The organism is Methylobacterium sp. Leaf118 (assembly GCF_920984675.1).
GTDB lineage: Bacteria > Pseudomonadota > Alphaproteobacteria > Rhizobiales > Beijerinckiaceae > Methylobacterium.
Map to the genome: position 1 here is coordinate 29150 of NZ_CAKLBV010000014.1, position 17945 is coordinate 47094.

General features: G+C 66.4%; 28 protein-coding genes. 25 read left to right on the top strand and 3 right to left on the bottom strand.

Annotated elements, in window-relative coordinates:
* Positions 1 to 44: 44 nt before the first annotated feature.
* The 7 genes from LW587_RS08415 to LW587_RS08445 all read left to right on the top strand — a co-directional run bounded on the left by LW587_RS08415 (position 45) and on the right by LW587_RS08445 (position 6831).
* On the top strand, positions 45 to 569 hold the full coding sequence (locus LW587_RS08415) for an HNH endonuclease signature motif containing protein (RefSeq protein ID WP_232629140.1): 525 nt from the start codon (positions 45 to 47) through the stop codon (positions 567 to 569).
* Positions 570 to 1421: 852 nt separating this feature from the next.
* On the top strand, positions 1422 to 1670 hold the full coding sequence (locus LW587_RS08420) for a hypothetical protein (protein ID WP_232629141.1): 249 nt from the start codon (positions 1422 to 1424) through the stop codon (positions 1668 to 1670).
* Between the two features lie 671 nt (positions 1671 to 2341).
* Positions 2342 to 2668 carry an HNH endonuclease signature motif containing protein gene (locus LW587_RS08425; protein WP_232629142.1) on the top strand — a complete coding sequence of 109 codons (327 nt, stop codon included), beginning with the start codon at positions 2342 to 2344 and terminating at the stop codon, positions 2666 to 2668.
* A gap of 173 nt (positions 2669 to 2841) precedes the next feature.
* The gene (locus LW587_RS08430; RefSeq protein WP_232629143.1) at positions 2842 to 3069 is read left to right on the top strand and encodes a hypothetical protein; all 228 of its coding nucleotides are present in this window, start codon (positions 2842 to 2844) and stop codon (positions 3067 to 3069) included.
* A gap of 141 nt (positions 3070 to 3210) precedes the next feature.
* Positions 3211 to 3789, top strand: a complete 579-nt coding sequence (locus LW587_RS08435; RefSeq protein ID WP_232629144.1) for a terminase small subunit — start codon at positions 3211 to 3213, stop codon at positions 3787 to 3789.
* 176 nt (positions 3790 to 3965) lie between these two features.
* Positions 3966 to 5465, top strand: a complete 1500-nt coding sequence (locus tag LW587_RS08440) for a terminase large subunit (RefSeq protein ID WP_332839827.1) — start codon at positions 3966 to 3968, stop codon at positions 5463 to 5465.
* 10 nt (positions 5466 to 5475) lie between these two features.
* Positions 5476 to 6831, top strand: a complete 1356-nt coding sequence (locus tag LW587_RS08445) for a phage portal protein (protein WP_232629146.1) — start codon at positions 5476 to 5478, stop codon at positions 6829 to 6831.
* A 791-nt stretch (positions 6832 to 7622) separates the two neighbouring features.
* On the opposite strand, the gene LW587_RS24215 is transcribed toward LW587_RS08445, so the two are convergent.
* The gene (locus tag LW587_RS24215; RefSeq protein ID WP_442919105.1) at positions 7623 to 7799 is read right to left on the bottom strand and encodes a helix-turn-helix domain-containing protein; all 177 of its coding nucleotides are present in this window, start codon (positions 7797 to 7799) and stop codon (positions 7623 to 7625) included.
* Entirely contained in the window at positions 7796 to 8110 is a 315-nt protein-coding gene (locus LW587_RS08455; protein ID WP_232629148.1) for a hypothetical protein, read from the bottom strand. The genes LW587_RS24215 and LW587_RS08455 overlap by 4 nt, the downstream gene beginning before the upstream one ends.
* Before the next feature lie 76 nt (positions 8111 to 8186).
* Here LW587_RS08455 and LW587_RS08460 point away from each other — a divergent pair, with 76 nt between their 5' ends.
* The 18 genes from LW587_RS08460 (at position 8187) to LW587_RS08545 (ending at position 17506) form a co-directional block, all read left to right on the top strand.
* Positions 8187 to 8417, top strand: coding sequence for a hypothetical protein (locus LW587_RS08460; RefSeq protein ID WP_232629149.1), 231 nt, complete (start codon positions 8187 to 8189; stop codon positions 8415 to 8417).
* Positions 8418 to 8437: 20 nt separating this feature from the next.
* Positions 8438 to 9328 (top strand): HK97 family phage prohead protease, encoded by an 891-nt coding sequence (locus LW587_RS08465; protein WP_232629150.1) that lies wholly within the window; start codon positions 8438 to 8440, stop codon positions 9326 to 9328.
* A 17-nt stretch (positions 9329 to 9345) separates the two neighbouring features.
* Complete coding sequence (locus LW587_RS08470; protein ID WP_232629151.1) at positions 9346 to 10707, top strand: phage major capsid protein; 1362 nt, start codon at positions 9346 to 9348, stop codon at positions 10705 to 10707.
* Positions 10708 to 10785: 78 nt separating this feature from the next.
* Complete coding sequence (locus LW587_RS08475) at positions 10786 to 11040, top strand: hypothetical protein (protein WP_232629152.1); 255 nt, start codon at positions 10786 to 10788, stop codon at positions 11038 to 11040.
* 4 nt (positions 11041 to 11044) lie between these two features.
* On the top strand, positions 11045 to 11548 hold the full coding sequence (locus LW587_RS08480) for a hypothetical protein (RefSeq protein WP_232629153.1): 504 nt from the start codon (positions 11045 to 11047) through the stop codon (positions 11546 to 11548).
* Positions 11549 to 11737: 189 nt separating this feature from the next.
* Positions 11738 to 11995, top strand: coding sequence for a hypothetical protein (locus tag LW587_RS08485; RefSeq protein ID WP_232629154.1), 258 nt, complete (start codon positions 11738 to 11740; stop codon positions 11993 to 11995).
* A 36-nt stretch (positions 11996 to 12031) separates the two neighbouring features.
* Positions 12032 to 12229, top strand: coding sequence for a hypothetical protein (locus LW587_RS24025; protein WP_269780311.1), 198 nt, complete (start codon positions 12032 to 12034; stop codon positions 12227 to 12229).
* Positions 12190 to 12516, top strand: a complete 327-nt coding sequence (locus LW587_RS08495) for a hypothetical protein (RefSeq protein WP_232629211.1) — start codon at positions 12190 to 12192, stop codon at positions 12514 to 12516. Before LW587_RS24025 ends, LW587_RS08495 begins: the two co-directional genes overlap by 40 nt.
* On the top strand, positions 12516 to 13169 hold the full coding sequence (locus LW587_RS08500; RefSeq protein ID WP_232629155.1) for a hypothetical protein: 654 nt from the start codon (positions 12516 to 12518) through the stop codon (positions 13167 to 13169). The genes LW587_RS08495 and LW587_RS08500 overlap by 1 nt, the downstream gene beginning before the upstream one ends.
* Entirely contained in the window at positions 13166 to 13513 is a 348-nt protein-coding gene (locus tag LW587_RS08505) for a hypothetical protein (RefSeq protein WP_232629156.1), read from the top strand. Before LW587_RS08500 ends, LW587_RS08505 begins: the two co-directional genes overlap by 4 nt.
* Before the next feature lie 3 nt (positions 13514 to 13516).
* Positions 13517 to 13765 (top strand): hypothetical protein, encoded by a 249-nt coding sequence (locus LW587_RS08510; RefSeq protein ID WP_232629157.1) that lies wholly within the window; start codon positions 13517 to 13519, stop codon positions 13763 to 13765.
* A gap of 10 nt (positions 13766 to 13775) precedes the next feature.
* The gene (locus LW587_RS08515; RefSeq protein ID WP_232629158.1) at positions 13776 to 14297 is read left to right on the top strand and encodes a hypothetical protein; all 522 of its coding nucleotides are present in this window, start codon (positions 13776 to 13778) and stop codon (positions 14295 to 14297) included.
* Positions 14297 to 14974 carry a hypothetical protein gene (locus LW587_RS08520; RefSeq protein ID WP_232629159.1) on the top strand — a complete coding sequence of 226 codons (678 nt, stop codon included), beginning with the start codon at positions 14297 to 14299 and terminating at the stop codon, positions 14972 to 14974. The genes LW587_RS08515 and LW587_RS08520 overlap by 1 nt, the downstream gene beginning before the upstream one ends.
* A gap of 3 nt (positions 14975 to 14977) precedes the next feature.
* Positions 14978 to 15403: a phage tail terminator-like protein gene (locus LW587_RS08525; RefSeq protein ID WP_232629160.1), complete on the top strand. Its 426-nt coding sequence runs from the start codon at positions 14978 to 14980 to the stop codon at positions 15401 to 15403.
* Positions 15404 to 15505: 102 nt separating this feature from the next.
* Positions 15506 to 16435, top strand: coding sequence for a phage tail tube protein (locus LW587_RS08530; RefSeq protein ID WP_232629161.1), 930 nt, complete (start codon positions 15506 to 15508; stop codon positions 16433 to 16435).
* A gap of 92 nt (positions 16436 to 16527) precedes the next feature.
* Entirely contained in the window at positions 16528 to 16749 is a 222-nt protein-coding gene (locus LW587_RS08535; RefSeq protein WP_232629162.1) for a hypothetical protein, read from the top strand.
* Positions 16746 to 17171 carry a hypothetical protein gene (locus LW587_RS08540; RefSeq protein ID WP_232629163.1) on the top strand — a complete coding sequence of 142 codons (426 nt, stop codon included), beginning with the start codon at positions 16746 to 16748 and terminating at the stop codon, positions 17169 to 17171. The genes LW587_RS08535 and LW587_RS08540 overlap by 4 nt, the downstream gene beginning before the upstream one ends.
* A 47-nt stretch (positions 17172 to 17218) precedes the next feature.
* Complete coding sequence (locus LW587_RS08545) at positions 17219 to 17506, top strand: phage tail assembly chaperone (protein WP_232629164.1); 288 nt, start codon at positions 17219 to 17221, stop codon at positions 17504 to 17506.
* A 43-nt stretch (positions 17507 to 17549) separates the two neighbouring features.
* Here the strand turns inward: LW587_RS08545 and LW587_RS08550 are convergent, their stop codons facing one another.
* The gene (locus LW587_RS08550) at positions 17550 to 17939 is read right to left on the bottom strand and encodes a hypothetical protein (RefSeq protein ID WP_232629165.1); all 390 of its coding nucleotides are present in this window, start codon (positions 17937 to 17939) and stop codon (positions 17550 to 17552) included.
* Between the last annotated feature and the right edge of the window lie 6 nt (positions 17940 to 17945).

Below are 17945 nucleotides of genomic sequence, written 5' to 3' on the forward strand. Positions count from 1 at the left end.
GGCGGCTGAGTGTGACTTAATGTCCTCACCACCGATGCGGAAGCATGCCTGCGATGGGGTTAGATGTGAGGATCACGCCAAAGCTGGCGCGAGAATTCTTCGACTACAACCCGAAGACCGGCGCGCTGACATGGCGGCGCTGGTTCAACGTTCATCGCCGCGGTGATCCTGTTGGCGGTCCCACGCGAGGGTATTTGCAGGTTACGATCCTGCGCAAGACCTACCTCGTTCACCGGCTGTGCTGGATGGTTCAGGCGGGAGAGGAGCCGCCGCCGATCATTGATCACGCCGACGGCGATGGAATGAACAATCGCTGGTCCAATCTGCGAGAGGCGACGGTCTCTCAGAACGCGTTCAACCGGGCCTTTCGGAAGGTGCCGCGCGGCCGGTTGCCAGTGGGAATCATCCAGCATCCCACAACAAAGATGTATAGGGCCAAGATAACCCAAGACGGGTCGACCTGGGCCTCGGCGTGGTTCGATGCAGTTGACGATGCGGTCGCTGCCCGCGCCGAAAAAGCGGTCGAAATGTACGGAGAATTCGGGGCGCGCGTTGCGGCGCCTGTGTAAGGTCCGCATCACCAGTCCTGCGGACGCATGTCCAGTTGCGCCCCGAGCCCACCGCTCCGGGCATCCATCAGCGGCCGAGAGGCTGCAACACCATCGATGCGGCGCGGATTGGGAGATGTCCCGATGAGCGAAGCGATGGCCGGAGGTCTAGCGTCCCGCATCGACAGTCGGTTAATGGTGCCTGGAAGACCTCAGTGAGGGGCTCGCCGCACAAGCGGTCCGACTAGGGCAGCAGTTTCAGAGTTCGATGCGGCGGCGTGGAAAGCAGACACGAGCCGGACCGGTGGCGCCAAGTAACGGGTCATGCCGTCTCAGGAGCGCTAGAGCGGGGTTAGCGTCCCGCCCGCATCGATCCCCTACCTCAGCCCCGTCGGAGGAACCGAGACGCGGCGAGGTGATCAGCCAGGGCGTACATGCAATGGCGCAGCGGGGATGCCTCCTCCCTCCTGGCACCAAGCTTCAGAGTTCGACGACGGCCCGTCACGGCACGGGTAGGTGATATCCCTGTGCTAGCCAGGGAGGGAGCCAGAGGTAGGTTGCTGGCCCGTCGTCGAAGCTCCTCAGTAGGGCAGCCGCCATGTTCGACATCTTCGGCCGGAAGCGTCGCGAGGAAGAGCAGCGCCGTCGCGAGGAAGAGGCCCGGCGCAGTGGGGCCAGCGGCGACTCTGGCGCCTACCCCTACCCCCCGATCATCGACAGCAGCGGCCCAGCCCATGCCGCCTCGTCCAACGGCAGCTGTAGCTCGTCCCATTCGGACGGCGGCTCGTCCTGCTCCGGAGGCGATGGCGGCGGAGGCGGCGGCGACTAAGCGGCGTCCATCGACCAATCGGATGGCGGTAGGGGAGTGAGGGGATGATGCCGGTGATCGAACCCGCCTTCTACCTGCTCACCTGGCTCTTCGTCATTCAGCACCCGAGCGGCGAGGTCACGAACCGCGTCACGGTGCTTCAGCCGTTTTTCACCGACAAAGCAGCCTGCGTCGCAAAGCGCGACGAGGCCCTGGATCGGCTCCCAAAGGAAAAGGTGAAGACCACGGATGGCGGTAAGGCGCTTCATTCGTGGTTCGAGTGCATTCCGGTCCCGCCGGCCCCTTTGAAATGACCGAAGCCCTTCCTCCTTCCGGCCTCGCCACCATCGCCTCCACCTGGGACGACAGCCCGCACGCTCGGGGCGCCATCCACTTCTGTCGCGCTGCGGCTGCGGCTCGTGAGGCTGCTCAGACCCGCACCAACGCCGTCCCCGACAGGATGATCGTGGATCACGCCGCCCTCGTCATCCAGGCCGCGTATCGCATGAGGGATTGGCGATAGGGCACCTTCCCGCGCGGCTTTCAGCTATGATGGTGCGGCGAGTGGCGTGATTGGGGCGGGTGATGGCGATGGAAATGCCGAGGTGCGTAACGTGCCGTCATTGGGTTGCCCCGACAACGCCTGTAAGCGATGACTTCGATTACTTCGAAGACGCGGGGCTGGGGTCTTGTCGGCGCATTCAATCGATTGTGGAGTTCTCGACCGACAGTTACATTGAGGAGCAGAGGCGAGTGGTTGAGGCAGACACTGCCAATATCCGTCCATGGCTTCGAGATAGTCTCGCTAAGATGAGGCCGGTCAGGCCCGAGCTAGCGGTTTTGGACGGAAGCATGAACTCGGAATTTGTGCTTAAAACCCGGGCTTCGTTTGGATGCGTCAATCACGAGGCGCGGTTGCCAGAAGCGGCGGCTCACCTTCGGAAGGGCTGAGTGTTTCGGCGCACATGGAAGACGAGGCAAGAGCATGGCCCGCCTCACGACCTTGGCGCCTCGCCTTTGCGCGCTGGACACCCGCACATCTCGGCCCCCACCCAAGCAGGCTGACCCCGAGTTGCTGACGGCCGAGCACAAGGCGTGGCGCCTCGAGGTGCTGAAGCGCGCCCACTGGCGCTGCCAATGGCCAGGATGCGGTGCTCAGGGCGGACGAGGCGGCGTCAGGCTCTATGCCGATCACATCGTCGAGCGCAGGGATGGCGGGGCGGCCTTGGACCCGGCGAATGGCCAGGCGCTGTGCAGTCGTCACCATTCGCTGAAGACGGCTCGGGCTCGGGCGGAGAGGATGGGGCTGTGACGGTGACAGACCTGCATACGCACCTGCTCAAGATGGAGCGATGGCAGCGTGAGGCCGCCAGAAAGCAACGCGATATGGCGCTCATACACACCGTGACCCGACAGCAGCTCCGACACGCCGAGAGGCAGGCCCGCAAGCGCCGACCGACCGCCTGACCCGAGAGGGGAGCCGTAATGACGAAAGACCTTGGCCATGACGTGCGGCGCCTGCGGCTCGAGCCAAGCGACCTGGTAGTCATAACGATCCCGCAGGCTTTGAACCGCGAGCAGTTCGAGGTCGTGCATCAGCTCGCTACGAAGGCTTTCGATCACCTCTCGTTCAAGCCGCGCGTCCTGGTTCTCGACGATGGCGCAGACCTGAAAGTCGTGAGTGCTGAGGAGGCGCCTGCGCTCGCCGACTGAGAGGGAGGGGAGGGGTCAAAAGTCTAGGCGGAAAGGGGATGGCTACCGCATGGGGTCCCCTTCGCAGGTTTTTGCTAAGGTGTCGGGGTCGTGGGGCTTCTGGTCAATCGCAGGGTTGGCCACTGAGAAATTTCGCAATCCATGACAGACCTTACCGACAAACAAGCCCGTTTCGTTCGCGAGTACCTCGTGGATCTTAACGCGAAGCAGGCTGCGATCCGCGCAGGATACAGCGCCCGATCCGCAGAGGTTGAGGGATCGCGCCTGCTAAAGAATGCTAAGGTGGCTGCGGCCATCGCGCGTGAGCGCCGGGCGGTCTCCAATCGGACTGGGATCACGCCCGAGCGAGTTCTGATGGAGTTGGCGAAGTTCGGCTTCGCCGACATCCGGAAGGTCATCAAATGGCGGGCACTCGTCACCGAGATTGAGGAGGACGAGGACGGCGAGCCCGTTCTCCGAACTACGAACCAGGTGGTGCTGGTCGACAGCGACAAGATCGACGCCGACACAGCCGCTGCCATCACCGAGATCTCGCAGACCAAAGACGGGGCGCTGAAAGTGAAGCTCGTCGACAAGCGCGCTGCCTTGGTCGACATCGGGCGGCACCTCGGCATGTTCAAATCCGGCTCAGCACCTTCGGACGAGTCGGGCGAGGCCTCGCAGAAGCCCAGCGCTGGCAAGTCCTCGGGGGATGATGGCTGGGACGGGCTGCTACAGTGAACCCCTGGTCATGCGCGTGTCCTGACTGGGAAGCGCGGATACGGGGTCTGCGGTCTCTCCTCCCTGATCTGCCCCTGATTCAGTCGGAGGCCGCCAAGGGTGTAGCCATCTTCAACCGGCTGCGACTGCCTGATGTCGCTGGTCAGCCCGAACTGAAGCACGCAGCCGGCGACTGGATGCGCGACCTCGTCGGCGCACTCTTCGGCTCTTACGACCCAGAAGCGAAGGCCCGGCATCTCCGCGAATTCTTCGTAATGGTGCCGAAGAAGCAGAGTAAGACGACCGGTGGCGCGGCCATCATGGTCACCGCCATCTTGATGAACCGGAGACCCAGAGCCGAGTTTCTGATCGTGGCTCCGACGCAAGAGGTGTCCGAACTCGCGTTCCGGCAGGCGGCCGGCATGATCGAGGCGGACCCGGTCCTGGCGCTTAAGTTCCACGTCCAGGACTACAACAAGAAGATCACATATCGTCCGACCGGCGCCTTCCTGAAGGTGAAGTCGTTTGATCCGAAGATCGTCGTTGGATCAAAGCCAACGGGTATCCTCCTCGACGAGCTTCACGTCATTGCCGAGCACAAGGATGCAGACCGCGTGCTCGGCCAGCTTCGCGGCGGGATGATTTCTCAGCCTGAGGCTTTCTTGCTCACGATCACAACGCAATCGGAGCGTCCGCCATCAGGGGTGTTCCGGTCTGAGTTGCATAAAGCGCGGGCGGTTCGCGACGGAGCGCTGACGAACTCGCTTCTTCTGCCGCTCCTCTATGAGATGCCAGAGGGCACCGACTGGAAGAACCCCGCCAATTGGTCGATGGTGACGCCGAACGCCGGCAAGTCCATCACGGTTGAGCGGCTGATCCCGGACTTTCAGGCCGCCGATCAGGCGGGTGAGCAGGAGCTTCGACGCTGGGCAACCCAGCACCTCAACGTCGAGATCGGGCTCGCCCTACGGTCTGACCGCTGGCCTGGCGCCGAGTTCTGGAAGCGCGCCGCAGAGCTCGGCGGCCTCACCCTGGAGGATCTGCTCAAACGCTCCGAGGTCGTCTGCATCGGCATCGACGGCGGCGGCCTGGACGATCTCTTCGGCCTCGCCGTGGTGGGGCGCGACCGCATCACCCGGGGATGGCTCGCCTGGACCCATGCATGGTGCCACCGCGGCGTGCTGGACCGGCGCAAGAGCATCGCGGCGAAGCTGCGGGAGTTCGACGCTGCGGACGAGCTGACCATCGTCGATGACGAACTCGCGGACATCTCCGAGATCGTCGAGATCGCCGAGCGCGTGAAGGATGCCGGCCTGCTGGCCTGTGTCGGCGTCGACCCGGCCGGGCTCGGCGAGCTGATTGAGGCCTTCGCGGAGATCGGCATCACGCAGGAGAGCAAGCTCCTGACCGGCGTCAGCCAAGGCTACGGGCTGATGAACGCGATCAAGACGGCAGAGCGAAAGCTGGCCTCCGGCACGCTCCGCCATTCGGGCTCCAGCCTCGCCGCATGGTGTGTGGGCAACCTGAAGATCGAACCGACGGCCACCGCGATCCGGGCGACGAAGCAGAACGCAGGCGACGCCAAAATCGACGTGGTGATGGCGCTGTTCAACGCCGTCGCCCTGATGGCGACGAACCCCGAGCCGGCCAGCACCTCCGACCCGAGCGACTTCCTTCGGGAACCGCTGTTCGCCTGAAAGGCACCGCATGGGCCTCTTCCGAAAGGCGGTGATGACGCTCGCCTCGGGCCTGCGGCTGACCGACCCTCAATTGATGCGCTACGTCGGCGTCGAGGCGGCGCATTCCGGTGAGAAGGTGACGCCGGAGACGGCGCTGACCCTCGACGCGTTCTGGGCGTGCGTTTGGCTCATCGCGCAGACGATCGCGACGCTCCCGTTGATGCTCTACGAGGCGGGAGAGGGCGATGGCGAGGCGAAGCTCGCCAAGGATCATCCGCTCTACCGCGTAATCCACGACCAGCCCAACGCGGACATGACGGCGGTTGAGTTCTGGACCGCCCTAGTGGCGTGCAAGCTGATCTGGGGGAACGGGTACGCCGCGATCGAGACGCGTAGCGACGGCTCGGTGATCGCACTCGAGCCGCTGCTGCCGAGCCTGATGCAGGTGCAGCGCCAGCAGGACGGCTCGCGGACTTACACGTACACGTTCGATGGGCAGACGACGGTCTACCAAGAGGAGAACATCCTCCACCTTAAGGGTTTCTCGCTCGACGGGCTGACGGGCCTGTCCGTCGTATCGACCGCGCGGCACAGCCTGGGCGCCGCGCTCGGCGCCGAGCGGGTTGCCGGCACCACGTTCAAGAACGGAATGCGCCCCTCCGGCGTGTTCATGGCGCCGGCCTACCTGAACAAGGACCAGCGCACCGACGCCAAGGCCTACCTGACCGAGTTTCAGGGCGCGCAGAACACCGGCAAGGTGCCGGTCCTTGAGGGTGGGTGGAAGTGGGAGGCCCTGACCCTCTCGCCGGCCGACGCCGAGCTGCTGGCGACGCGGGGCTTCAACGTCGAGACGGTGTGTCGGTGGTTCCGGGTCAACCCGAGCCTCGTCGGGCACACCGAAAAGACGACGACCTGGGGCACCGGCCTCGAGCAGATCAACCTCGGCTTCCTGACCTACACCCTGCGAACTCACCTCAAGGAGATCGAGCAGGCGCTCGGTATGCGGTGCCTGCGGCCGGGCGAGCGCGGGCGCTTCTACGCCGAGTTCAACGTCGAGGGCTTGCTCCGGGCGGACTCGAAGGGCCGGGCCGAGTTCCTGCGCGGCATGGTGAACGGCACGATCTACACGCCGAACGACGCCCGCCGGTACGAGAACCTGCCGCCGGTCGAGGGCGGCGATCACCTGATGATCCAGGGCGCGATGATGCCGCTGGACGTGCTGGTGGAGCAGGCCGCTTTGGCCGCCGCGCAGATGATGATTGACGCGCAGGCCGCGGCTGAAGGCGACGCCGACGACCCCGACGAGGCCACCGACGACGAGATCGACGCCGTCACGGACGACGATCTTAAGGGCCTCTTCTCGGCGGATCTGCTGAGGGGCTGATGGCTCGCACATCGAAGGGAGGAGCCGGCTCGCTTGCGAGGACCGGGGTCTCCTCGGCTGTCCGAAGAGCCTTCAACGAAGCACTTCACCCACGCGGCGCGCGCGGGCAGTTCAAGGACAAGCCTGGCGCCGGCAACGATGCCCCGAAGGCACCCAGGAAGCCGCGGGCCGCGGCAGCGAAGAAGGCGCTGGTCGGTGAGACTGCGCTCAAGACCTCCGGCGTCTCGGCCAATGACACGATCGAGGTGCTGTCGAAGCGGGTGCGGGCCTACCAGGGCAAGGCCACGGTCCGCGAGTTCGTCGAAACCCACCCGAAGGGCCGAGCCTACGCGCTGCGGAAGCTCGCTGCCGACCAGAAGAAAGGCGTCATCGGGTTCAAGGGCGCAGCGTCTGCGGCAGGCCAAGGGCCCAGCAACACTTCTGGCGCACCAGCTTTGCAGGCGCGCTTGTCGACGCAGGCCGTGGCCCAGCCGGGCCAGCGCCTTGCTCTGGTCAACGTGCGGAAGCTGGACGCGGAATGGCAGAAGGACACGGATTTCCGCATCAAGCCCGCTGCCCCAGGCGTTAACGGCAAGCTCGACCGCGCCAAGGACTTCCTGAGCAATCTGACCCCGGACCGGACCTTCAACGCACCGATCCTCGGCGTCACCAACGACATGCTGGGCTTTGAGGACGGACGGCACCGGTTCGCGGCGATGCGCGATCTGGGGCTCACCTACGCGCCGGTTTCGATGGACCGGGAGAGCTACGCGAACGCCCGAAAGCGCGGGTTGTTGGCGCCCCGAGGCGCCTCAGGGGTCAAGACCGCGGAGGAAGAGGCGGACGAGGACGCGCACGGGGCCGGGGACGGCACGGTCGCCGGACTCCCACCGGCTCACGGCGCTGCGATCAACCTCTAGACGCTCGGCGAACAGCGACACGCTGAAGCCCAGCCGCTCGCGGGCGGCGCGGAGTTCGACGCCGGTCACAGCGCGCCCGCAAGCGCGAGGCCTTCGTCGAGATCGTAGGCGCGGCCCGTGAAGGTGCGGGCGCCCTTGGCGTAAGCAGGCCAGAGGCCAGCATCTTCGATGGCGAGTTGCAGGCCCTTCAGCGTCTCAACGCCGAAGCCTTCGCGGGTCAGCCGGGCTCGCTGACGCGGGGCAGTCTCGGCGAGCATGGCGAAGGCGCCTTCGGCCTCGTCGTAGGCGGCAGCGAGAGGGGCAGGCAGCGCGGCGCCGTAGAAGCGGGTCATGACCCAGCGGCGGGTAGCGCGGATGGCGGCTTCGGTCTGAGTGTGCATCGGTCGGCTCCGTGTTGGCAAGTACAATATGTGCCAATGGCACGGCTACGTCAAGCGAATACTTGAGAGTTGCAGCATGATCCGTGATTTTCTTGCGCGAAGGGCGCGCGGGCTGCGCTCGCTGCTGGTTCGCGCCGCCCCCGAGACCCGTCTCGTCTACGGCGCGCAGCCCGGTCGGCTGTGGGATCTCCACCGCAAGCAGTGGGTGGACGACGCCGAGAGCTACCGCCCGGTGCCGGCGGGTCGCGGCGGCACTGACTTCAGCCTGTACGGCCCGGTTTACCGCGCCGTCGGCGGCCCTGCCTAAACCAACCAAGGATCGAGCCGATGACAGACATCTTCGTCGCGCCGTTCGAGGTGAAGAGCACGGGCTCGGCGGACAATGGCGAGTTCGAGGGCTACGGTGCCGTCTTCGGTAATGTGGACTGGCATGGCGATGTCATCGTGCCGGGCGCCTTCACCGCCGGGCTTGCGGAGCGGAAGGCCGCGGGCCGACGCGTCGCCATGCACCTCAACCACGGCCTGCCGCAGTTGCTCGGCCGCCGCGGCGTCGGCGTCTGGACCCACATCGCTGAAGACAGCCGCGGCTTGGAGGTGAAGGGCAAGATCTCGGGGATGAACACCGAGACCGGCCGCGTGCTGTACGAGGGCATCAAGGACGGCGCGCTTCCTGGCCTCTCAATCGGCTACGCCGTGCGTCCGAACGGCGCGGAGTTCGGCACCAAGGCCGCAGCCATCGCGAAGGGCGCCCGCCGCCTGCTCCGCGACGTGGGCTTGGAAGAGATCAGCATCGTCGATACCCCGTCGAACGCCCAGAGCCTCGTGCTTCAGGTGAAAGCGCAGAGTGTCATCGTCGATAGCGACCGTGCCCGCGCCGGTATCGCGGCGCTCATGGCCCTGCACCAGCGCTCCATGACCGGCCACGCCGCGCCGACGACCGCTGACCGGGCCGAATTCCTGTCACACCTTCAGGACCTGCAGGATGCCATGGGCGGTCCGCTTCCTGATGCCGGCACGAAAGCCGTGCCGACCACCATTCGCGAGTTCGAGGCTACCCTACGGGATGTAGGGTTCTCGCACGCGCAGGCCCGCGACATCGCCGCCGCGGGCTTTCCCAAGACGCAGGCTCGGGATGAGCCGGGCGGACAGGCGAGCCCCCCCGAGGCGAAATCCGCGCTCAGCGAACTGCTGGCCGAGATCGCCGCCTTCAAGCTCTGATCCCAGGACATCTGACCATGAAGACCCACCCCCTGCGTGCCGGGGCGATCCCGGCTGCCTTCCACGCCTCGTTCCTCGCCAACTGCGGGATCGGCGGCATCCGTGTCGCGCTGGAGAAGCCCGATGGCGGTGCCGCCGCCGCCGCCGGTGCCATGGCGGGCGCTGGCGAGGCCGAGTTCAAGGCCGCCGCTGCCAACCTCAAGACCATCGGCGACGAGGTGAAGCGCCTCGCCGAAGGCGCCCTTTCCGAGGCCAAGAACGCCGGCAAGCTCAGCGACGAGACCAAGGCTGCTGTCGACGGCAAGCTCGGCGAACTCGTGAAGGAGATGAAGGCGTTTGACGGGCGCCTTGCCGATGCCGAGCAGAAGGCGGCCCGTCGCGGCGGCCCCGGCGGCGGCGAGCAGATCGAACTCAAGACCCTCGGCCAGCACTTCGCCGACAGCGAGGGCTTCAAGGCGATCAAGGAAAACGGCGCCGGCTTCCGTGGCAACGTCCGCGCGACCGTCGAGACGAAGGCGATGCTGACCGTACCCGGCGTGACGGGTTCGACGACCTCGCTGTCGAACTCCATCATCCAGGCGGACCGCCGCGGCATCGTCAATCTGCCGGATCGCACGCTGCGGGTGCGTGACCTCATCACCCCCGGCCAGACCAACTCGAACAACATCGAGTACCCGGTGGAGACCACCTACACCAACGCCGCGGCGATGGTGGCGGAGGGCGCCAAGAAGCCCGAGTCCAGTCTCGCGTTCGACATGCGGTCGGCTCCCGTCCGCACCCTGGCGCACATCTTCAAGGCCAGCCGCCAGCTTCTCGACGATGCGGCGGGCCTCGTCTCCTACATCGACGGACGGGCTCGCTACGGGCTGCGCTTCGCCGAGGAGGCGCAGATCCTGTACGGCAACGGGACGGGCCAGAACCTCGCGGGCATCATGCCCCAGGCCTCGGCCTACGCCGCGCCGTTCGCGGTCACGGGCGAGACCCCGATCGACCGGCTGCGCCTCGCGATCCTGCAGGCCACCCTCGCCCTGTACCCGGCCACCGGCATCGTCCTGAACGACACCGACTGGGCCAAGATCGAGATGATCAAGGACACCCAGGGCCGCTACCTGATCGGCAACCCGCAGGGCAACATCGCCGCCAACCTCTGGGGCCTCCCGGTCGCGACGACGCTAGCGATGACCGCCAACGACTTCCTCGTCGGCGCCTTCCGCGCGGGGGCGCAGCTCTTCGACCGCATGGCGATCGAGGTGCTGCTTTCGACCGAGAACGTCGATGACTTCGAGAAGAACATGATCACGATCCGCGCCGAGGAGCGCTTGGGCCTCGCGGTCTACCGCCCCGCCGCCTTCGTGAAGGGCGTGCTCGTCACCCCCTGATCGCTTCTGATGTCGATCACCTTCAACGACCGGCGGCGGCTCGCTGCCGCCGGTCCCGTCCGCCCGGGAGATGTCGCAATGGCAGAAGCCGAGACCGTCCAGGTGCAGCCGCTCACGACCTACTATGAGGGGTCGGAGCACAAGAGTGCCGTCAGCGAGCCGTATGCGGTGCCGCGCTGGCATGCCCAGGAACTCGCCGCCCAGGGCTTCGCCAAGCTCGTGGAGGGGGAGGCCGAGCCGCAGGGCAAAGAGGCCCGACCCGATGCCGCCGATGAGGGGCCCGTCGAGGAAGACGCGCGCCCTCGCGGTCGTCGCGGCACCCTGAAGATCTGACCCGATGCGCCGGCCTGCTCTCACTTTGGCGCTCGCCGCGACGCTGCTGGTCGCGCTGACGGCGCAGTCGAGCTACGAGCAGTGGCACACCCCAGAGGGCAAGGGGATCATCGGACAGGTGATCTACTGCTCGACCGGGAAGCCGCGAGAGGCTGCCCCGTGCGGCAGCCTTGCGGCGCCGATGAACATCCTCAGCGCGCCGTTTCGGCGCCTGCACTCGGCTCCGATCCGCCTGAAAGCGCTCGGGACCACCCCGAAGGTGTTTCCGATCAGCCGCCCAGCTGATGCGACGACCTATCGGGTGGTCGTGCCGTGCAACGTCAACATCCGCCTCCTAGGCGCGACGAGCGCCAACGAGGTGCTGACCGACGACAACGGCGTCCTCTATCTCGCCGGGACCGACGTGACGATGGGTACCAGCAAGCCCGACTTCATCATCGCGAAGACGACGGCGGAGCCGACGGGCGATTGCACCCCCGAGATGCACTACGGCATGGGCGGCGGCTGATGCGGGCGCTGCTCCTCCCCGCGCTTTGCCTCGCGCTCGCCGCGCCGGTCGCTTCCGAGGCTCGGCCTGTCGGCTACAGCCTGCGGAGCGTTCAGGGCCCTGCCGGCCCGCAGGGCGAGCCAGGGCCCGCGGGTGAACCTGGGGCGCCCGGCCCGGTTGGCCCCTCCGGACCGCAAGGAGAGCGTGGCAATGCAGGACCGGCCGGACAGCCTGGAGCAGTGGGGCCAGCAGGCCCTGCGGGTGCAGCAGGCGACTCTGGACCTGTGGGGCCAATGGGCCCGGCTGGGCCTCGCGGTGCAGACGGTGTGGCTGGATCTGTGGGTTCGGCCGGCGCTGCTGGCGAGCGAGGCCTCCAAGGCGCAGCAGGATCAGCAGGCCCGAGTGGACCGCCTGGTCCGAAGGGGGATCCCGGCGCCGCTGGCGCGACAGGGGCTCAGGGTTCTGTAGGGCCGAAGGGAGACAAGGGCGATGTTGGGGCGAAGGGTGACGCCGGAGCGCCGGGTGCAGTTGGCGCAGCAGGGCCTCAAGGCGATCGCGGACTTCAGGGTGCGACTGGCCCTTCTGGACCAGCAGGTGTGGCCGGGTCTGTTGGGCCTGCCGGACCGGCTGGCCCTCAAGGTCAGCAAGGCGTGGCTGGATCTGTGGGAGCGCCGGGAGCTTCGGGCGCTCAGGGGCCCGTAGGCCCGGCCGGCGCCCCGAAGCGTGTCGAGCGCTACATCGCCACTTCCAGCACGAGCCTGACCAATCCGGTCGCCATTTTCACCTGGGCGGCCTGCACGACGACACCCGATGTCGATGTGATCCCGACCTGGGCCGGCGACCAGATGGTGATCGGCGGGGTCGTCTCGCAGACGCTCTCAGGCGCGACCGTGGCCGCCAAGCGCTCCCGCGGCGCGCTGCTGCTCAGCGCCGGGCCGTTTGAGGCCGCACCCAACACCGCCATCCAAATTCGGGTGATCTGCAACTGATGCCCGCAACCATCACCATAGCCGCCACGGCTCGCCGCCTGACGACGGTCGCGAACGCTCGCGGCGATCTCGGCCTGCCCGCGGGAGCGCCGACCGACGACCAACTGAACCGTTGGATCGATCAAGCCTCCGCCCAGGCCTCGACGTTCTGCCGCCGCGTCTTCGGCCGGGCGACCTATCGCCAGCGCTTCGATCTGACCAATCGGTGCCGCGACGACCTCTATCTCGGCCTGCTGCTTGATGCCGGCCCGATCGTGTCGATTTCGGCGGTGACCGTGGACAGCCTCTTGCTCAGCCCCGGTACCTACGAAGCCGATGACCGGATGCTCTACGGCCTTCAGGATGGCCAGCGCCGGGCCTTCTACGGCCGCCTCGTCGTGGTCGATTACGTCGCCGGATGGGTGCTTCCTGGCGAGACGGACTACACCAATCCACCCGCCGGCACCGAGCCGCTGCCTGCCGACATCGAGCGGGCCGTGATCCAGCTGGTGGGCGTGCCCGCCTTCGGTCTCGGCCGTGACCCGATGGTGAAGAGCGACGACGTCGAGGGCGTCGGCTCGCGCAGTTTCTACATCCAGGGCGCGGGCGCTTCGTTGCCACATCCCGAGGCGGAGGCGACCTTGGCGCAGTACCGGAGGCTCGCCTTCGCATGAGCCCCGCCGCCGCCATCGCCATGCTCGACCAGCAGATCCGCGACCACGGGCAGGACATCACTCTGCGCCGGCCCGTGGCTAACGCCGCGGCGATCGAGCGACCCTTCCGCGCCTTCGTCCGCGGCTACCGGCCGGACGAACTCGCGGGCGGCCTACAGCAGGGCGACACGCAGGTGGTGCTCTCGCCGACGGGGCTGCCCGCCGAGTTCGCCGACGCTGATGCGACCCGGCTGAGAAAGCTCGACCGCATCATCTTCGACGGGCGCACCCGCACCGTGAAATTCGTGGAACCGGTGCGCGTCGCTGGCGTGCTGGTGCGGCTCAACGTGACCGTGGAGGGGTAGGCGATGAGCGTCGAACGTAAGGACCCGTCCGAGCAGCTGCAGATTGGCGACACTGTCGTCTACCTGCCCGAAGGCATCATCGCTCAGGTTGCGGGCTATCTCTGGTCGCAGCACGTCGGCAGCGGGCCGCGCTTGGTGGCCTATCAGCTCGACTGCGGCATCGCTGTCTCTCGCGATCAACTCCGGCCTTACGAAGCTCCAGAGCGCCAAGCGGCCGGCCCGCGCAGGCCGGCGGAGCGGTTTAAGTTGTAGGGTCGCGCCGATGCGTATTTCGATCGATCAGCGCGACTCCGGGTGGGCCAAGCTCGAGGAGTGGGGCGGCCAGCTCTGCGAGGCTCGCATCTTCCTCGACGGCGTTCGCATGAAATACTGCATCACCGCCGATGAAGAGCTTGGCGAGGTGCTGGTCTACGCGCAGGACGACGCCGGGGAATGCATCAAGGACGATGACGGCCGGCGGAAGGAATGGCGCTACGGCCAGGTTCAGATCGTCATGCCCGGTCGGGACGAGCCGACCGAGCCGGAGCCGGAGCCGAGGACGAAGTTCCGCACCATGCGAGCGGCGTTCACCTTTGCCTCGTCGGGAGATGCGCTGCCCTCTCCGACGCTGGCCCTGATCGCCGCCTATGAGGCCGCGCAGTCGTTTGACGAAAAGAGCGCCGTTCTCAACGGCTTCCCAGATGAGGCCACGAAGGCGGCCCGGCTGGCAGAGGTGAGAGAGCAGGCCCTCGCACTCATGCAGCGCTACCCGATCGTGATGGCCTATCTGGCGCGCAACGACTGATGGCGCTCACCCGTCTCAAATCCTCCGGCCTCGACATCCGCCTGACCGTGGCGGCCTCGCTCTCGCCGGAGCGCCGCCGCGCCCTCATCGCCGAGCACGCCCGCGCGGGCCTGCGCGAGAGCCAGGACATCAACCGCGCCGCCCTCGGTCGCGTGCCGGATCACGACACCTTCGTCGATGGCCGCGCCGAGGCGCCGCTGACCAGCGTCAACCCGGACCGCGGCGTGATCGTGTTCCGGTTCCACCTGCTCTCCCAGGTGATCCAGTGGGTGGATGCGATGCTCGTGCTCCACTCCCCTGTCCTGACCGAGCGGTACGCCCGCAGCCATGCGTGGTTCGCCGACGGCAAGGAAATGGACCCAATGAGCCCGCCCGCCGGGGCCGAGCAGTTCGTGGTCATGAACGCCCAGCCCTACGCCCGCAAGATCGAACGGGGGCAGTCGTCTCAGGCCCCGGACGGCGTCTACGAAGGCGTCGCTGCCATGGCGAAGAAGCGCTTCGGCCAAGTCTCCTACATCGGCTTCGGCTACCGATCGATGCGTGGCGGCGCCGTTGGCGAATGGGCCGGGAGCGCCACGGCCTCTGACCTCGCCCGGGACGTGCGCGGAGGCGACCGCCGGAAGCGGGAGGACTGGCTGACACGCCAGCCCGCCATCATCATCGACGAGGGCCGCTAGGCCATGGCGCTCTCTGCGGTTTCCGCCGCGGTTGAGGCGAGGCTGACGGCGTGGTCGGCCGCCCAGGCAGGCCGACCGCCGGTTCGCGGGCTCAACACGCAGGACGCCGAGACGCCGGCCGATAACAGCGCCTACCTCGAGGTCCAATACCCCGTCTCAACCTCTGAGCAGATCAGCATGGGCGCGCCGGGCGCGAACGTCTGGCGCGACGAGGGCGCGTTCCGAGTGCTGCTGAACGTCGAGTCCGGAACGGGCGTCGTAGACGCGCTCGCCCTGGTCGACGAGATCGCCGCCCTGTTCCGCGGCAAGAACTTCGACGGCGTCCGCTGCTTCGCGCCGTCTCAGCCCGTGATCGACGACCGCAACGATGCCGGCGGCTGGTTCACGCTCTCATTCGCCGTGCCCTACGAGCACGACATCATCGCCTAATCCGGCCGCCTGAGCGGCCCGACCCTGATCCTCTCCCGCGTCGGAGAGGCCTTCCGCGCGGCTGCGTCGCGCCTTCCCGCTACCACCATCAGGAGAAGCACCATGGCATTCGCCAATGGCAGCGAGCGGCGTACCGCATACGTCGCTGAGACCGTTTTCGGCACCACCCCTGCGACCCCCGCCTTCAAATTGCTACGCATCACAGGCGGCTCGCTGCGCACCAACAAGGGCACCGTCACCTCCGACGAGATCCAGGCCGACCGCAATATTCGCGCCGAGCTGATGACCTCGCAGGATGTCAGCGGCTCCTACGATTTCGAGCTGACCGGCGATACGTTCGACGACTTCATCGCGGCGGCGCTCCGGGGCTCCTGGGCCACCAACGTCCTGAAGAACGGCGTTCTTCGCCCGTCCTTCACCGTCGAGGAGACCATCAACTTCGGCGGCACCAACTCGTTCTCGCGCTTCGCGGGCGTGATGGTGAACACCATGTCGCTGACACTGCCCTCGCGGCAGAAGGTGACGGGCTCGTTCGGCCTGATGGGCGCGCAGGAGACGCTGGCGTCCGCCATCGTGACCGGCGCCACCTACGCGGCGCCCAACACGAACCAGCCGGCCACGTCGACCGCGAACGTCGGCACGCTGAGCGTCGGCGGCACCACCACCCCGTTCCGCGTGAAGTCGCTGTCGATCGAGGTCAACAACGAGCTGCGCGTTCGTGATGCGGTCGGGACGATGTACTCGGCCGAGTTCGGCGCAGGCCGTGCCAACGTGACCGGCACGATCGAGTGCTACTTCGAGGGGAACGACCAGTTCCAGGCGGTGCTCGACCACGGCTCCGGCGCGATTTCGTTCACCGTCGGCGTCGAGGCGAACAAGAAGTACAGCATCCTCATCCCGAAGGCGCAGTTCCTCGACGGCGCCCGCAACCCCGGCGGCAACACGGACGACGCGATGATCTCGCTGCCGTTCCGCGGCGTCTACGACGCAACCGCGCTGGCCTCCATTCAGGTCACGAGGCTGGTGGCCTGAGAGTAGCCGGGCGGCAGGTCTTCATAGGGCTGCATGTCACCATAGGCCGCCCGGCAAGCTGCTCTCACAGCCCATCCATGATGGAGGTACGGATGAAGACTGTCCAGATCCTTTCCGATTTCTCGTCCTACCCCAACGGCAAGGACGAGCGCGTCTTCAAAACGGGTGAAGAGCCCGAGCTGTCGAACGAACACGCCGATTTGCTCATCGCCAAGGGACTCGCCCGCGAGGCCAAGGGCGACGGAGCGAAGCCCTCCATCCCCAAGACGGAACCGGCTGCGGCCGAGCCCGAGCAGAAGGACGACACCAAGTGAAGCTCTCCAGCCTGAAGGTCGACGCCAGCGCCATCGAGGAAGGCCAGTGGGTCGGCAACATCCCCGAGATGGGCGATCTGGAAGTCCGCGTCCGCGGCCTCAACAACGCCAGGTACCGCCGCCTGCAGACGAAGCTCATCGACGCTGTGCCGCGGGCCAAGCGCCAGGGCGGGCGTATGGACCCCGATGAGCAGGACCGCATCACCGCGACCTGCCTGAACGCGACCGTGCTGCTCGACTGGCGGGGCCTCGAAGGCGAGGATGGCCAGCCGCTGCCCTACTCCAAAGACCTCGCGTCCACGCTGCTGAGCGAGGCGGAGTTCCGGCGCTTCCGTGAGGGCGTGATTTGGGCGGCCTCGCAGGTCGGCGAGGAGCAGGCCGAAGCTGAGCGGGCCGATGAGGGAAACTCGCCGACTGCCTGAGGTGGTCCCTGAAGTGGGGCAAGGAGGTCGAGTGGGCCGAGATGGAGATGGAGCACGATCCCTCCTTCTTCCCGGCCTTCATGGCCGAGCGGCCTGAATTGTGGCCGCACCTCGCCTTCTACAGCGAGGCGTTCGCTGACCTCTCAGCGGATCGGCAGCTCGGCGCCATGGGCGGCGCCGGGCAGGTTCCTTGGTCCTCCATCGACCGGTATGCCGACCGGTATGAGATCGACGACTTGGACGATTTCGACCGCTTCCGGCGCATGATCCGAGCCCAGGACCGGATCTATCTGGAGCACATGGCGAAGTCGTCGAGGCAGCCGGGCGGGGAGTGAGGCGGCCATAATGGCCGCCCCCTCCGCCTTGATCGCGCCTAAGCTATGGCCAGCAGCCCGCTTTGATGTACGGCTCAATCAAATCTGGGCGCGATTGCCGGATTTTATTTAGATCCATGAAATTGGTGAAATGAGCAACTTCGGTTGCTTCTAGTTTTATATAGTCGAACATTTTGAACCCAACATATGCCCCGTATGAGTTTTTTGCGTTAATCTGGCCGCAAACCACAGTCGAATTTGGCGTCTTGCTTTCCATCAAGCCCAGTCTTCTGAATTGAGTTCCTACAGGGTCTCCGAATTTATCAGAAACAACCCTCAAGACCGCCGCCCTGACCGGGTCTGGAATTTTAGATGCGGACTCATCGACGATAGTTTGTGCGGTCGCCGCCCCGCCTGTTGCGCAGAATAACGCAACCGCCACGCACCGAACCATCATCCG